The sequence below is a fragment of the Roseateles toxinivorans genome (assembly GCF_004362525.1).
Lineage (GTDB): Bacteria > Pseudomonadota > Gammaproteobacteria > Burkholderiales > Burkholderiaceae_C > Paucibacter > Paucibacter toxinivorans.
Window position 1 is genome coordinate 202,770 of the sequence record NZ_SNXS01000003.1, and the last position, 13,370, is coordinate 216,139.

Consider the following 13,370-nt stretch of genomic DNA (forward strand, 5'->3'; position numbering starts at 1 on the left):
CACCACAGCGCCGGGGCCAAACCGGGCCGTAAAAGCCTCACACTCCGTACAATGAAGACCATGCTCGACGAGCGCTCCAAATCACTGCTGAAAACCCTGGTTGAACGCTATATCGCGGACGGTCAGCCGGTGGGCTCGCGCACGCTGTCCAAGGCCTCGGGCCTGGAGCTGTCGCCGGCCACGATACGCAATGTGATGGCCGATCTGGAAGAACTGGGCCTGATCGCCAGCCCGCACACCAGCGCCGGGCGCATACCCACGCCGAAGGGCTACCGCCTGTTCGTCGACACCATGCTCACCGCCAAGCCCGCCGGCTCTGGCATGGGCGGCGGCGCGCTGGAGCCCCATCTGCAGCCCGACCAGCCGCAGCGCGTGATTGCCAATGCGGCGCAAATCCTGTCCAATCTGTCCAGCTTTGTCGGCGTGGTTACCACGCCGCGCAAGGCTTCCGTCTTCCACCACATCGAATTCCTGCGCCTGGGCGAGCGGCGTGTGCTGGTGATCTTGGTGGCACCCGACGGCGATGTGCAGAACCGCGTCATCTTCACCGCGCAGGACATCAACCAGGGCCAGTTGCTGGAGGCCAGCAACTACATCAACGCCCATTACGCCGGTCTGACCATAGAGGCGGTGCGCGAACGGCTCAAGCATGAGGTCGATGCCCTGCGCGGCGAGATCGCCATGCTGATGCAGGCGGCGGTGCAGGCCGGCACCGAGGTGATGGAGGGCAACCAGGAGCAGATGGTCATCTCCGGCGAGCGCAATCTGCTCACCGTGCAGGACTTCAGCCACGATATGGGCAGCCTGCGCCGCCTGTTCGACCTGTTCGAGCAGAAGACGCAACTGATGCGCCTGCTCGATGTCTCCAGCCGCGCCGAGGGCGTGCGCATCTATATCGGCGGCGAAAGCCAGGTCGTGCCCTACGAAGAGCTGTCCATCGTCTCCGCCCCCTATGAAGTCGACGGCCAGATCGTCGGCACCCTGGGCGTGATCGGCCCCACGCGGATGGCCTATGACCGCATGATCCAGATCGTCGACATCACCTCGCGGCTGGTGACGAATGCCTTGTCGCAGAAGTAGCGCCCGGAGAACCCCGCCACTTGCCCCTACAATCCACGCCTTCGGCGCACAGCCGGACCGCAGTTCCCGGGGGGCCGTTAGCTCAGTTGGTTAGAGCAGAGGACTCATAATCCTTTGGTCGTAGGTTCAAGTCCTACACGGCCTACCAAAATTTATGTGAGAAAAATCAAGGGCTTGCGTTCGCAGGCCCTTGATTTTTCGGTTCCGAGTCTGCCGCTGGGACAGGGTGTTGGGACTAAGCTTCCGTCATTGCAGTCTCATCCTGAAGAACGACAGAATCTCGTCTCGGGCCGCCAATGTGGGCTGGCCCGCTTCATCGATCAGATGGGTCGTCACAACGCTGTGCGGGCTGGCCACCACCTGCTCGAAGAAGGGCGGCAGGTTTGTGCGATTCGCCGCGCTGTCGGGCAGTATCCGCGCGACGAATCGGTCGCCGAGGGCCTCGGCATAGGCGGCAAAGCGCTCGGCCTTGCAGTAGTGGTCGCCGTCGAAGCGATAGGCCAGGGCGGTCAGATCGTCCCGCTCCAGGCGGCTTCGCACGGCGGCGAGTTCCTCGGGTGCTATTTCCAGCCCGGCCGGGTCGTCGAACGGCAGCGAGGGCTGGCACAGCACCGGTGCCAGCAGGGCGGGCTCCAGCATCATCGTCAGCGCAAAGTTGCCGGTGAAGCACATGCCGATTGCCCCCACGCCGGGGCCTCCGCACTCGGCGTGTGCCAGCCTCGCCAGTGCGCGCAGCCACAGCGTCACCGGGCTGGCCTTGTTGGCCCCTTTCTTGTTGGCAAAGGCGCGGAACTCGGCACTGACGCAGGCCTTTTGCATGATGGCCATGCCCTCGGCGGCAGCCGGCACCGCGCCGTCGCGACCGAACAGCGAGGGCATATAGACCGTGAAGCCGGCATCCCGGACCCAGCGGCTGAAGCGGGCGACCTGGGGGCTGATGCCGGGCATCTCGGTCATCACGATCACGGCTGGGCCGGTGCCGGCCACGTGCACGACTTTCGATGCACCGTCCAGACTGATCTCGCGAGCCTCGAAGTCTTCGAGCGCATCGTGCTCGTTCATATTGCGATGGGTCATGTGCGGGCGCTCCTGGGCCGGTCTGCGGGTTCAGCTAGCAACAAAGCCCTGCTGAAAGACGGCCACGCCGTCGGGGATGGTGACCCAGGCGCATTTGGACCGCACCCAGACATGCCTGTCAATGTTGAACCAGCCCGGCTCGTCGAAGGTGCCGGCGGCGATGGTGCGCATGCCGGCCCGCAGCTCGCTGCAGTGAGAGACGGTGGTGCCGCAGCTGCCGCAGAAACTCATTCTCAGCCACCGGCCGCTCTCGTCGGAGCGATGCTCGTACTCGAGTGGCTGGCCCTGGGTGAGCTCGACGGCGGCTTCGGGAAAGGTCGCGAAGATGGCAAAGGCGCTCGCCAACCGCCGCTGGCAGAAGGTGCAATGGCAAACGCCTCCGGCCGTGGGGCGGCCGCTGACGCGGTAGCGGACGGCGCCGCAAACGCAGCCGCCGGTATGGACTTCGGTCATGGGTTCTCCTGTGAGGGTGGATTCAGGTGCAGAACGCAGCGAGCAGCAGCCAGGATGCGACGTTGGCGGGATTCAGCCACGCACAGAACACCAGCAGACACAGCGCGGTCAGCAGTGCCCAGCCGGCGGTGGTGCGCCAGCTCATGCCACCGCCCCGGCCTTGGGCAGACGCACCAACTCGCGGTCGTCGATCGGCCAGTGCAGCAGTGCCGCCAGCAGGCCCAGGCCCAGCGCGCACAGCCAGATCAGGTCGTAGGATTTGGTGATCTCGAACAGCCGGCTGCCCAGCCAGACGCCCAGAAATGCGCCCAGCTGGTGGCCCAGGAATACAAAGCCGAACAGGGTGGTGATGTAGCGCACCCCGAATACCTGCGATACCAGGCCATTGGTCAGCGGCGCCGTACCGAGCCAGACAAAACCCATCACCGCAGCAAAGGCGTAGAGGCCCAGCGGGCTTGGCGGCAGCAGCAGAAACAGCGCCATGGCCGCCGTGCGCACCAGATAGATGCCGGCCAGCAGATGCTTGCGGCGATAGCGCGCACCGAGCTGGCCGCTGTAGTAGGTGCCGAAGATATTGGTCAGGGCAATGATGGCCAGGGCGGTGACGCCCTCGGACGGCCGCATACCCCTGTCCAGCAGATAGGCCGGCAGATGCGTGGCGATGAAGGCAAGCTGGAACCCGCAGGCCAGGAAGCCCAGGTTCAACAGCCAGAAGCCGCGATGGGCGAAGGCCTCGCGCAGGGCAGTTGCCAGGGGCAGGTCGGCATCGCTGCGCGTGGCGGCCTGCGGTTTTTCCTGTAGTGCCCGCGCCAGCGGCAGCGCCATCAGCATCACGAGGGCCAGTGTCATCAGGGCGCCGCTCCAGGCCCACCGGCCAAGAAGTTCCTGCGTCGCCGGCACCATCACGAATTGCGCGAGCCCGCCGATCGCGCCCGCCAGGCCCAGGGCCCAGCTGCGCCGCTCCGGCGCGACCAGCCGGCTGAGTGCGCCGTACACCGCCCCGAAGGTGGTGCCCGACAGGCCTATGCCTATGCACACGCCGGCGCTGAGCATGAAGCTGGTGGTGGTGTCGGCCTGGATCATGAGGTACAGGCCAGCGGCATAGCAGGCAAGGCCTGCCGCCACCACCTTGGCCGACCCGTAGCGGTCGGCCAGCATGCCGGTGAACGGTTGCGCAATGCCCCAGGTCAGGTTCTGTATGGCCATGGCCAGGCCGAAGGTCTCGCGGGACCAGCCCCGGTCCATCGTGATGGGCAGAAAGAACAGGCCCTGCACGTGGCGCACGCCCAGGGCCAGGCCCATGACGATGCCGCCGGCCAGGACGAGTACCCAGGCCTGCTGCCACCAGGCGGTGGACGGGTCGGAGGCGGCGCCGTCGGGTCGGGGTAAGGGGGCTGTTGTCACGGTGTCTCGTCCTTGGCTGGCTAAGTGTCGATTTGAGGCTTTCAGGCGCTGTGCTTCAATCGATTCTTCGGCCGCTTCACATGAGCAACGGTAATGTCACTTCCGCTGGTTCGCCTGTCGTCTCTCGATCTGATTCGAGGCTTTGTCGCGGTCGGGCGTCGCATGAGCATCACGCTCGCGGCCCAGGATCTGTGCCTGACCCAGTCTGCGGTGAGCCGGCAGATCCATGCGTTGGAGGAGCAGCTGGGCCTCAAGCTGCTGATGCGTGGCCATCGCTCCATCGCATTCACGGCCGAGGGCGAGCGGCTGTTCCGCAGTGCCGATGGTGCCGTGCAGCAGTTGCAGGATGTGCTGGGCGAGCTGCGAGCAGACGGCGTGCAGCGCCCGGTGATGCTCAGCGCCAGCATAGGCTTCACCGGCCTGTGGCTGCTGCCGCGCCTGAGCCGGCTGCAGACCCTGCATCCGGGTGTGGACCTGCGCGTCTCCGCCAACAACCGCATCGTCGATCTCCGCCACGACGGCATCGACCTGGCCATTCGCTACACGACGCCTGCGCTGGCGCCGGCGGGTGCCAGCCGCTTGTTCGGCGAGTCGCTGGCGCCGGTGGTCCATCCCGCGCTGGGCCTGCGGTCCATGGCCGAGGCGCTGGGGCAGGTGTCGCTGCTGGAGTTCGACAACCCGCTGCATCCCTTCCTGCAATGGGGCGATTGGCTGCAGGCCCAGGGCCTGGGCGAGGCACGGCCCAGGGGCTTTCTGCGATTCAATCAGTACGACCAGGTGATACAGGCGGCCCTGGACGGGCAGGGCGTGGCCCTGGGGCGGCTGGAGCTGATACAGCCGCTGCTCGATGCCGGCCGCCTGCAACGGCTCACGCCGCCGGAGCTGAGCATCGCAACGAGCCATGCCTACTGGCTGATTCGCGCCAGCGAGCCGCCACGCCCCGATGTGCAGCGCGTGGCCGCGTGGATCGAGAGCGAGGCGGCGCTACCAGTTGCCGCGCAGGCTCAGCCGCCAGGTCCGTGGCGCCTCGGCCCAGGTGAACAGGCTTGAGCGCTCGGCCAGCTGGGTATTGCCCAGATTGGTGACGCCCAGGTCCAGCGCCAGCCGCGGGCTGAAGTTCCAGCCCAGGCTGGCATTGCACAGCGTCAGCGCGGGCACCGGCTGGGGCGGCTGGCCGACCACGGTGGAGGCCAGAAGCTGGCCGGCGCTGTGCTCGGCGCGCAGGCTGGCGCGCCAGGGGCCAACGGCCCAGTCGAGGCCAGCGCCGAGGGTGTGGCGGGGGCGCTTTTCGAGGCGGGCGCCTTGGCCGTCCAGCGCGTCGAGGTACTGGTAGTTGGCGGCCAGGCTGAAGCCGCTGGCGAGGCGCCAGCGGGCGGAGGCCTCGAGGCCGCGCAGGCGGGCGCGGTCGACATTGGCGAAGCGGAACAGGCTGCGCGGGCCGGTGGTGCTGACCAGCACCGGCACGATCAGGTCGCGCACGCGGTTGTTGAACACCATCAGCTGGGCCCCCGCGTCCTGCGTGTCCCAACCCATGCCAAGCTCGACGGCGCGGTTGCTCTCGGGGCGCAGGGTCGGCTCTGACTGGTAGGTGTAGGGGCCCTCGTCCTCCTGATAGCCAGGGCTGATCTGCTTGAGCGTCGGCGGCTTGTAGCCATGGCTGGTGCCGCCCTTGAGCGTCCAGTGCGGGGCCAGATGCCAGACGGCGTAGAGGCGCGGGCTCCATTCGCCGCCGAAGCGCTCATGGTGATCGCGGCGCAGGCCGGCGGTGACGGTGAGCGCGGGGCTCAGCGTCCATTCATCCTGCACGAACACCGAGCGGTGCGAGGCACCGGCCTCGCCGCCGACCAGGCCCTCGTTGCGCAACTTCTCCTCGCGCAGCTCCAGGCCGGTGGTGAGCCAGTGGGCGGCGCTGAGGCGGCCGTTCAGGTTCGCCTCCAGCACATGGTCGTTCAGCGTGTTGGGGCGCAGCGAGGCCACGCCGTTGCTGCGCAGATTGCTCATCGCGACACGGCTGGCGTAGGCGCGCAGCACGCTGTTCCATTCGCGGGCGGCGCCCCAGTTCGCCGTCCAGCCCAGCATCGCATGGCTGCGTTCCAGCAGGGTGTCGCTTGCATACACGCGCTTCTTGCCGCTGCGCTCGACGGCCAGCGCATCGCGCTCCTCGCGGCCGCCGCGGCCTTCCAGCTCCAGCTGCTGGCCGGGGCTGAGCGTCCATTGCAGTGCCAGGCCGGCATCCTGCTTGTGGCGGCCCTCGATGTCGGAGATGCGCGGGTCCAGGCTCGATGACACTGCATCGCGCCGGCTGTCGGCAACGGTCAGCGAGGCGGCGAGGCCCGCGGCCAGCGGGCCGGCCAGGCGGGCGGAAACGCGATGCCCGTCGCCACCGCGGCCGCCATCGGCCCATGAGCCTTCCAGCCTTGCGCTGCCCTGCCACTGCTCGCCGGGCTGGCGGGTGATGATGTTGACCACGCCGCCCATGGCCTCGGCGCCGTAGAGCACCGACAGCGGGCCACGCACGATCTCGATGCGTTCGATCTCGTCGGCGGCCACCCAGTCGAGCTGGAAGTCGGAGTGGCCGATCACGCCGTCGCTGGCGCCTATGCGTTTGCCATTGACGAGGAACAGCGTGTGGCGCGCATCCATGCCGCGCAGGCTCACGGTCTTGCGGCCGCTGATCGTGCGGCCGAAGACGCTGATGCCGGTCTCGCCGCGCACCGCCTCCAGCACATTGTCGGCGCCGCGCTGCGCAATCTGCTCGGCGGTGATCACGGTCACTGCGGCCGGCGCGTCGACCAGCGCCATCGCATGGCGCGTGGCCGAGACCAGCACGATGGGCAGTTGCTCTGGCTCGGCCCTGGCCGTGCCGAGGCAGGCGAGTGCGGCGAGGGCCAGCAGGCTGTGGGTGTACTTCGGGGATCTCATGGCGGTGTCCGTTGACCAGTGTTGGCGCCAGCATGCAGACAAAGGTCTTGCCGCGCCTTGACCCAGTTCGGGTTTGCCCCGCGGTACGCAGCAAGCCAGCAACAGGCGAGCAACAAGCGAGCAGGACTTGAACCAGTTCAAGGACGCAGGGCGCCGTGCGCGGGACGATGTCCTCACAAACTGGATACCAAACCCCTAGGAGTCACCATGAAGAAGCTGCCCACCGCCAAGCTGCTGATGCTCGCCGCGGCCTTTGCCGTATTGCCGGCCCAGGCACAGGAGAAGAAGGACGTCAGCCCCGGCGATGTGAAGTACCACGCCGCACCGTCCGCCCTGAGCGACGTACCGATGGTGCAGAGCACCAACCCCAAGGCCCCGGCGATGACGCAGGCCGAGTTCGACGTCGCGCGCAAGATCTATTTCGAGCGCTGCGCCGGCTGCCACGGCGTGCTGCGCAAGGGCGCCACCGGCAAGCCGCTGACACCCGACATCACGCTGGGCAAGGGCACCGACTATCTGAAGGTCTTCATTGCCTACGGCTCGCCGGCCGGCATGCCCAACTGGCAGACCTCGGGCGAGATGTCCGAGAAAGAAGTGGACATCATGGCCCGCTACATCCAGCATGACGCGCCGGTGCCGCCCGAGTTCGGCATGGCCGACATGAAGGCGACCTGGAAGGTGATCGTGCCGCCGGACCAGCGGCCGAAGAAGAAGATGAACAAGTACAACATCGAGAACATCTTCTCGACGACCCTGCGCGACACCGGCGAGGTGGCCCTGATCGACGGTGACACCAAGCAGATCATCAACATCGTCAAGACCGGCTACGCGGTGCACATCTCGCGCACCTCGGCCTCGGGGCGCTATCTGTTCGTGATCGGCCGCGACGCCAAGATCAATATGATCGATCTGTGGATGGAGAAGCCCGACAACGTGGCCGAGATCCGCATGGGCCTGGAGGCGCGCTCGGTGGACGCCAGCAAGTACAAGGGCTTCGAGGACAAGCTGGTCATCGCCGGCGCCTACTGGCCGCCGCAGTTCGTCATCATGAAGGGAGACACGCTGGAGCCGCTGAAGATCGTCTCCACCCGCGGCAACACCGTGGACAAGCAGGAGTACCACCCCGAGCCGCGCGTGGCCAGCATCGTCGCCAGCCACTTCCGGCCCGAGTTCGTGGTCAACGTCAAGGAGACCGGCCAGACGCTGATGGTGGACTACACCAACCTCGACGCGCTCAAGATCACCAGCATTGGCACCGCCCGCTTCCTGCATGACGGCGGCTGGGACAGCACCAAGCGCTACTTCATGGTGGCGGCCAACCAGAGCAACAAGATTGCCGTGGTCGATGCCAAGGAAGACAAGCTGGTCAAGCTGGTCGAGGTCAGCAAGATCCCGCACCCGGGCCGCGGCGCCAACTTCATCCATCCGAAGTTCGGCCCGGTCTGGAGCACCGGCCACCTCGGTGACGAGGCGATCTCGCTGATCGCCACCGACCCGATCAAGCACAAGCAATATGCGTTCACCGAAGTGGCGCAGATCAAGGGCCAGGGCGGCGGCGCGCTGTTCATCAAGACCCATCCGAAGTCCAAGCACCTGTACTCGGACACGCCGCTGAACCCGGATGCCGCGATCTCGCAGTCGGTGGCCGTGTTCGACATCAACGCGCTGGACAAGGGCTTCAAGGTGCTGCCGATCGCCGAATGGGCCGGCCTGAAGGACGACGGTGCCAAGCGCGTTGTGCAGCCCGAGTTCAACAAGGCCGGTGACGAGGTCTGGTTCTCGGTCTGGTCGGCCAAGGACAAGCAGAGCGCCATCGTCGTGGTGGACGACAAGACTCTCAAGCTCAAGGCCGTGATCAAGGACCCGCGCCTGATCACGCCCACGGGCAAGTTCAATGTCTACAACACCCAACACGACGTGTATTAAGAAGGGCTGCACGATGACGACAAGCAAACTCCTATGCGCCGTCGCGGCGGCCCTGCTGGCCGCAGTCCCCGCCGCCCGGGCCGATGAGGCCCTGCTCACCAAGGGCGGCTGCATGGCCTGCCACACCAAGGACAAGAAGCTGGTGGGGCCTGCGTTCAAGGACATCGCGGCCAAGTACAAGGGCCAGGACGCTTCGGCGAGCCTGGTGGCCAAGGTGCGGGCCGGTGGCAAGGGCGTGTTCGGCCCGATCCCGATGCCGCCCAGCGGTGCCGACAAGATCAGCGACGCCGATCTGCAGGCCTCGGTGGGCTGGATACTGAGGCAGTGAGAAGGTGAACAGGCGTCTGGCGCTGGCCCTGTTCCTGGCCGCCCCGGCACTGGCCCGCGCACAGGCCCTCGTCAGCAATGCCGAGGGCCTGCGCCTTTTCGCGCAGGGCCAGCAGCTGATCTTGAGCGGAGCCGATGGCACCGAGCTGCGCCGCTGGCAGGCGGCCGATGCGCGCGGCCGCCGCGGCACCGTGCAGGCGCTGCGAGACGCCAGTGCGCGGCGCAGCTTCATCGTCGTGCTCAGCGGTCTGGCCGAACTCTGGGAGATTGCCTACGACCCCGCCGCCGCACCGGTCTACGAGGGCCTGGTGCATGACTACCGGATGGGCGAGGGCATTGCCAGCCCGGGCTATCTGACGCCACGGCGCATGCCGCTGGATGCGCCCATCGGCGCCATCTTCTTCGACCCGCGCATGCCCTGGCTGCTGGCCGAGCAGGGCGGCCAACTGGTGGTGCTGCATCTCGATGTGCGGCGTCGCATCGCCAGCCTGGGGTCGGCCGATATTGGCAGTGCCAGGCTGCTGCAGCGTGAGGGGCAATGGCTGCTGAGCCTGGACCATGGCGAGGGCCAGGTCATGTTCGACACCCGGCGCTGGCGGCCGGTGCAGGCCGCGCCTGCCTACTGAAGCGTGTAGCTGGCCAGGCTTTGCGGGCGCAGGATGCGGATGTCGCGGCGCGAGATCGCGATCAGTCCCTCGTCCTCCAGCTCGCGCAGCACGCGCGAGAAGTACTCCGGCGTCAAAGACAGGCGCGAGGCGATGGTCGCCTTGCTGACCGGCAGCGACACCGTGTGCGGCAGGCCAGCACCGGGCTGCGGCGGCGCATGCCGGCCCAGCAGGAAGCCGGCCACGCGCTGCACGCCGCTGTGCAGGCAGTAGGACTCGACATCTCGCTGCAGGCTCTGGATGCGCTGCGAGGCGTGGTCCAGCAGGCGCAGCGCAAAAGCCGGGTCGCGGCTGATCTGCGCCGTGATCGCGGCCTTGGGTATGCGCAGCAGCAGCACATCGGTCAATGCCTGGCCGTTCACCTGATGGGCCTGCTCGTTGAACATCAGGGTCTCGCCCACGCTCTGCCCGGGCCCCACCAGCTCCATCACCTTCTCGCCGCCGTTGCTGGCCAGCGCAAACAGCTTGAGCTGACCGGTGACAACGATGTGGAAGCATTCGCTGCCCTGCGGGCAGCCCTGCGGCAGCGGCTCGCCGCGCACCAGGCGCAGCAGGGCGCAGCCATCGGCGGCGATGCGCTGCAGATCGGCCTCGCCCAGGCCGCTGAACAGCGGCTGCAGGGACAGATAGCGTGGCAGATCGAAGCTGGCCGGGTGCTTGCTGACGAACATGGGTGTTACCTCGCTGATGAGCAGCATTGCCTGCTCTGCGGGGCGATTTTGTTCAGCCTCGCTGTCCGGCAGTTGATCAAGGTCAAGCGCGGCTCGCCGCTAGGTCCACAGAACGAGGGCGCCTAGTTCCAAAGGAGTAGGGCTACCTTCAGGCCGCCACGGCCGGATAGCAGGCCAGGCGACGCGCGTCGAGGATGCGGATGTCGCGCTTGTCCACCTCGATCAGCCGGGCCGACTCCAGCTCGTGCAGCACGCGCGAGAAGTACTCCGGCGTCAGGCTCAGGCGCGAGGCCACGGTGGCCTTGCTGACCGGCAGCGAGACGGTGATGATGTCGCCGCTGACGCAGTCCTCGGCCTCATGGTCGCGCAGCAGATAGCCGATCACGCGCTGCACGCCGCTGTGCAGCGCATAGGCCTCGACGTCATGCACCAGGCCGTGCAGGCGGCGCGAGATGCCGGCCAGCATGCGCAGGGCAAAGCGCGAGTCCTGCTCGATCTCCTTGATCACCGCCGCCTTGGCGACGCTGAGCAGCAGGCAGTCGGTCAGCGCCTGGGCGTTGATGATGTAGGGCTTGCCGGTGAACATCAGCGCCTCGGCAAAGCTGTGGCCGGGGGCGACCAGCTCGATCACCTTCTCCTGGCCCGCGGGCGAGAGGGCAAACAGCTTGACCTGGCCGGTCACCGTGACATGAAATTCCTCGCAGGGCTGGCCCACATGGAAGATCGATTCGCCGCGCAGATAGCGCCGCAGCTGGCAACCGCCGGCCAGGCGCAGCAACTCGGGCGGGCTGAGATCGGAGAACAGCGGCAGGTTTGAAAGATAACGCGGCAGATCGAAGGCGCGCATGTCCATGGCAGGTCTCCACAAGGCAGCGCATTTTGGTCACCGGGGCCGGCGGATTGGCTTGACCTTCGTCAAACGGCGCGCGTCAGCCGGGCATAGACCGCTGCCAGGCGCAGCGGCAGTTCGGACGGCTGGCGCACATGGGCCCAGCCCTGTTGGCCGAACAGATGGGGCAGGTAGTCATGGGCCTCCTCGTCGATGCTCAGGCAGAAGGGCAGCAGACCGGCGTCGCGCGCCTGCTGCACGGCATGGCGGGTGTCCTCGATGCCCCAGCGGCCCTCGTAGACGTCAAGGTCATTGGGTTTGCCGTCGGTCAGTATCAGCAGCAGGCGCTGGCGCTCGGGGCGCTCGGCCAGGCGGCGCGTGGCCAGCCGTATGGCCGCGCCCATGCGGGTGTAGTAGCCGGGCTTGATGGCGCCCACGCGGGCCTGCACGCCGGTGTTCCAGGTCTCGTCGAAGCCCTTCAGATGCTGGATGCGCACATGGTTGCGGCGCACCGAGCTGAAGCCCAGCATCGCATAGGCGTCGCCCAGGCCTTGCAGTGCCTCGCCAAAGACATAGAGGCTGTCGCGTATCACGTCGATCACGCGCGCCTCGTTGCTGATGTGGGCGTCGGTGGACAGCGACAGATCGGCCAGCAGCAGAGTGGCCAGGCTGCGCTCCCCGCGCTGTCGGCGGGCATAGACGGCCGGCTCGCCCCACTGCGGGCCGGCACCGGCCGAGGTGGCATGGCGCACCCAGGCGTCCAGATCGATGGCCTCGCCGTCGCTGCAGCCGCGCTGCCAGTGCGGTGCGGCGCGCAGCAGCTCCAGGCCGCGGCGTACGCGGCGCGCCGTGGCACGCAGGCTCGGCGGCGGCACAAAGCCCTGGGCCGGGCAGGCCGCCAGCGTCTGGACGCGGCAATGATCGGCCAGCAGCCGTTGCTGCTTCCAGTCCCACTCGGGCAGGGCCTCGCCGGGGCCCAGCGGCTGGTCGTCGGCACTGGCGCTGGGCAGGTCGAGGTCGAATTTGACTCGCGAGGCCGAGGCCTTGCCATCGCGGCTCAAGGTCAGCCTGTCCATGTCGTCGGCGGCGGCCTCGGCCTGGCCATCGTCCTCGTCGTCGGTGCCGCGGTCCAGCGGCACATGCTCGCTCCAGGTCAGTATGGACTCGACCTTGGAGGGCAGCAGCAGCGGCGCGCGGCCCTGCGGCTGGGCCTGGGTGCGCGTGCGGCGGCGGGTGCTGTTGCCGAGGCGGGGCTTGGCCGCGTCATGGGCCGTGGCGTCGTCGGGCTGGCTGCGGGCGGCGGCGGCGGGCGCATCCGTCCAGGGCTCCAGCCAGAGCCAGACGGGGGCCAGCTGCGCGCCGGCTAGCGGTTCATCGAGGCTTTCGCCACCTGTTTCGCCACGCAAGAGGGCCTGCAGCTGCCGCTCGGCCTGCGCCGCTTCCGCGCCCAGGCCGGCCGGGTCCGGGCGATGCTGCAGGTGGGCGGCGAGCAGGCGTTCGTAGCGCGGACGCAGGCCCGGGCAGCGCTGCAGTGCACGGGCGCTGGCGGCGAGGTTGGCGCCGGCCCAGCCGAGGCCCGGCTCGAACGAGGCGGCCAGCGCGGCCAGCCACAGATAGAGATCGCGGTTCAGGCCGGTGTCATTGAAGACATCGATCTGTGGCGGCAGGGCGAGCGTTTCGGCGTCCAGGCGCGGTCGTGCGGCGCGTTGGCCGGAGCCGGCCAGGCGCTGCAACCAGCCGCGTGGCCCGGCAATGCGCTCCTGGCTGGCCGGCACGACGCGCACCGCGCTGGCGCCACCGGCGGCCCGGTAGAGCAGGGCGGCTGCGCGCTGCACCTCGGGCAGGCGCACGGCTTGGTCCGGAAAGCCGCTCTGCGCCGCCCGGTTGATGAAGCGGTGCCACCGCTCGCCGACCCACTCTTCCATCTCAGCTACTCCACAGCGCTTGGCGCCACACACGACACATTTGAAATGCCAGGCGGCAGGGACGAGGGCGCGCCGGCCGCTGCGGGCTGAA

The 13,370-nt window shown here is 67.8% G+C and carries 13 protein-coding genes and 1 tRNA gene; 6 read left to right on the forward strand and 8 right to left on the reverse strand.

Going from position 1 to position 13,370, the window contains the following annotated elements; translation table 11 throughout:
* The first annotated feature begins 60 nt into the window (after positions 1–60).
* Together hrcA and DES47_RS12280 are read left to right on the forward strand one after the other, a co-directional pair.
* Positions 61–1,080 carry a heat-inducible transcriptional repressor HrcA gene (hrcA, locus tag DES47_RS12275; protein ID WP_133701547.1) on the forward strand — a complete coding sequence of 340 codons (1,020 nt, stop codon included), beginning with the start codon at positions 61–63 and terminating at the stop codon, positions 1,078–1,080.
* A 71-nt stretch (positions 1,081–1,151) separates the two neighbouring features.
* Positions 1,152–1,228, forward strand: a tRNA-Ile gene (locus tag DES47_RS12280).
* A gap of 98 nt (positions 1,229–1,326) precedes the next feature.
* Here the strand turns inward: DES47_RS12280 and DES47_RS12285 are convergent.
* The 4 genes from DES47_RS12285 to DES47_RS12295 are packed head-to-tail and all read right to left on the reverse strand — an operon-like array spanning position 1,327 to position 3,912.
* Positions 1,327–2,157 (reverse strand): dienelactone hydrolase family protein, encoded by an 831-nt coding sequence (locus DES47_RS12285; protein WP_133701007.1) that lies wholly within the window; start codon positions 2,155–2,157, stop codon positions 1,327–1,329.
* 30 nt (positions 2,158–2,187) lie between these two features.
* Positions 2,188–2,610, reverse strand: coding sequence for a GFA family protein (locus DES47_RS12290; RefSeq protein WP_133701008.1), 423 nt, complete (start codon positions 2,608–2,610; stop codon positions 2,188–2,190).
* A gap of 22 nt (positions 2,611–2,632) precedes the next feature.
* On the reverse strand, positions 2,633–2,755 hold the full coding sequence (locus DES47_RS29580; protein ID WP_279537332.1) for a hypothetical protein: 123 nt from the start codon (positions 2,753–2,755) through the stop codon (positions 2,633–2,635).
* On the reverse strand, positions 2,752–3,912 hold the full coding sequence (locus DES47_RS12295; RefSeq protein ID WP_133701548.1) for an MFS transporter: 1,161 nt from the start codon (positions 3,910–3,912) through the stop codon (positions 2,752–2,754). Before DES47_RS12295 ends, DES47_RS29580 begins: the two co-directional genes overlap by 4 nt.
* A 195-nt stretch (positions 3,913–4,107) precedes the next feature.
* Here DES47_RS12295 and DES47_RS12300 point away from each other — a divergent pair, with 195 nt between their 5' ends.
* Positions 4,108–5,064 carry a LysR substrate-binding domain-containing protein gene (locus DES47_RS12300; RefSeq protein ID WP_133701009.1) on the forward strand — a complete coding sequence of 319 codons (957 nt, stop codon included), beginning with the start codon at positions 4,108–4,110 and terminating at the stop codon, positions 5,062–5,064.
* On the opposite strand, the gene DES47_RS12305 is transcribed toward DES47_RS12300, so the two are convergent.
* A complete protein-coding gene (locus tag DES47_RS12305) occupies positions 4,999–6,936 on the reverse strand; it encodes a TonB-dependent receptor plug domain-containing protein (RefSeq protein WP_133701010.1) in 1,938 nt (645 codons plus the stop codon). The two genes, DES47_RS12300 and DES47_RS12305, sit on opposite strands and share 66 nt — an antisense overlap.
* A 207-nt stretch (positions 6,937–7,143) precedes the next feature.
* Between DES47_RS12305 and DES47_RS12310 the strand changes: the two genes are divergently transcribed.
* From DES47_RS12310 to DES47_RS12320, 3 genes are read left to right on the forward strand one after another with little or no spacing between them, the layout of a single operon-like run.
* Positions 7,144–8,862 carry a nitrite reductase gene (locus DES47_RS12310; RefSeq protein ID WP_133701011.1) on the forward strand — a complete coding sequence of 573 codons (1,719 nt, stop codon included), beginning with the start codon at positions 7,144–7,146 and terminating at the stop codon, positions 8,860–8,862.
* 13 nt (positions 8,863–8,875) lie between these two features.
* Entirely contained in the window at positions 8,876–9,190 is a 315-nt protein-coding gene (locus DES47_RS12315) for a c-type cytochrome (RefSeq protein ID WP_133701012.1), read from the forward strand.
* Positions 9,191–9,194: 4 nt separating this feature from the next.
* Positions 9,195–9,815: a hypothetical protein gene (locus tag DES47_RS12320; protein ID WP_133701013.1), complete on the forward strand. Its 621-nt coding sequence runs from the start codon at positions 9,195–9,197 to the stop codon at positions 9,813–9,815.
* Here DES47_RS12320 and DES47_RS12325 read toward each other — a convergent pair.
* The 3 genes from DES47_RS12325 to DES47_RS12335 all read right to left on the reverse strand — a co-directional run bounded on the left by DES47_RS12325 (position 9,809) and on the right by DES47_RS12335 (position 13,279).
* Complete coding sequence (locus DES47_RS12325) at positions 9,809–10,552, reverse strand: Crp/Fnr family transcriptional regulator (RefSeq protein WP_243748284.1); 744 nt, start codon at positions 10,550–10,552, stop codon at positions 9,809–9,811. The genes DES47_RS12320 and DES47_RS12325 overlap by 7 nt on opposite strands.
* 121 nt (positions 10,553–10,673) lie before the next feature.
* Positions 10,674–11,378 carry a Crp/Fnr family transcriptional regulator gene (locus tag DES47_RS12330; RefSeq protein WP_133701014.1) on the reverse strand — a complete coding sequence of 235 codons (705 nt, stop codon included), beginning with the start codon at positions 11,376–11,378 and terminating at the stop codon, positions 10,674–10,676.
* Between the two features lie 62 nt (positions 11,379–11,440).
* A complete protein-coding gene (locus tag DES47_RS12335; RefSeq protein WP_133701015.1) occupies positions 11,441–13,279 on the reverse strand; it encodes a nitric oxide reductase activation protein NorD in 1,839 nt (612 codons plus the stop codon).
* Positions 13,280–13,370: the final 91 nt, after the last annotated feature.

Coding starts and splice junctions, on each gene's coding strand:
- hrcA (WP_133701547.1), top strand. CDS start 61: ATGCTCGACGAGCGCTCCAAATCACTGCTGAAAACCCTGGTTGAACGC.
- DES47_RS12295 (WP_133701548.1), bottom strand. CDS start 3,912: ATGGGCCTGGCCCTGGGCGTGCGCCACGTGCAGGGCCTGTTCTTTCTG.
- DES47_RS12335 (WP_133701015.1), bottom strand. CDS start 13,279: ATGGAAGAGTGGGTCGGCGAGCGGTGGCACCGCTTCATCAACCGGGCG.
- DES47_RS12315 (WP_133701012.1), top strand. CDS start 8,876: ATGACGACAAGCAAACTCCTATGCGCCGTCGCGGCGGCCCTGCTGGCC.
- DES47_RS12290 (WP_133701008.1), bottom strand. CDS start 2,610: ATGACCGAAGTCCATACCGGCGGCTGCGTTTGCGGCGCCGTCCGCTAC.
- DES47_RS12310 (WP_133701011.1), top strand. CDS start 7,144: ATGAAGAAGCTGCCCACCGCCAAGCTGCTGATGCTCGCCGCGGCCTTT.
- DES47_RS12300 (WP_133701009.1), top strand. CDS start 4,108: ATGTCACTTCCGCTGGTTCGCCTGTCGTCTCTCGATCTGATTCGAGGC.
- DES47_RS12325 (WP_243748284.1), bottom strand. CDS start 10,552: ATGCTGCTCATCAGCGAGGTAACACCCATGTTCGTCAGCAAGCACCCG.
- DES47_RS12330 (WP_133701014.1), bottom strand. CDS start 11,378: ATGGACATGCGCGCCTTCGATCTGCCGCGTTATCTTTCAAACCTGCCG.
- DES47_RS29580 (WP_279537332.1), bottom strand. CDS start 2,755: ATGAGCTGGCGCACCACCGCCGGCTGGGCACTGCTGACCGCGCTGTGT.
- DES47_RS12285 (WP_133701007.1), bottom strand. CDS start 2,157: ATGACCCATCGCAATATGAACGAGCACGATGCGCTCGAAGACTTCGAG.
- DES47_RS12305 (WP_133701010.1), bottom strand. CDS start 6,936: ATGAGATCCCCGAAGTACACCCACAGCCTGCTGGCCCTCGCCGCACTC.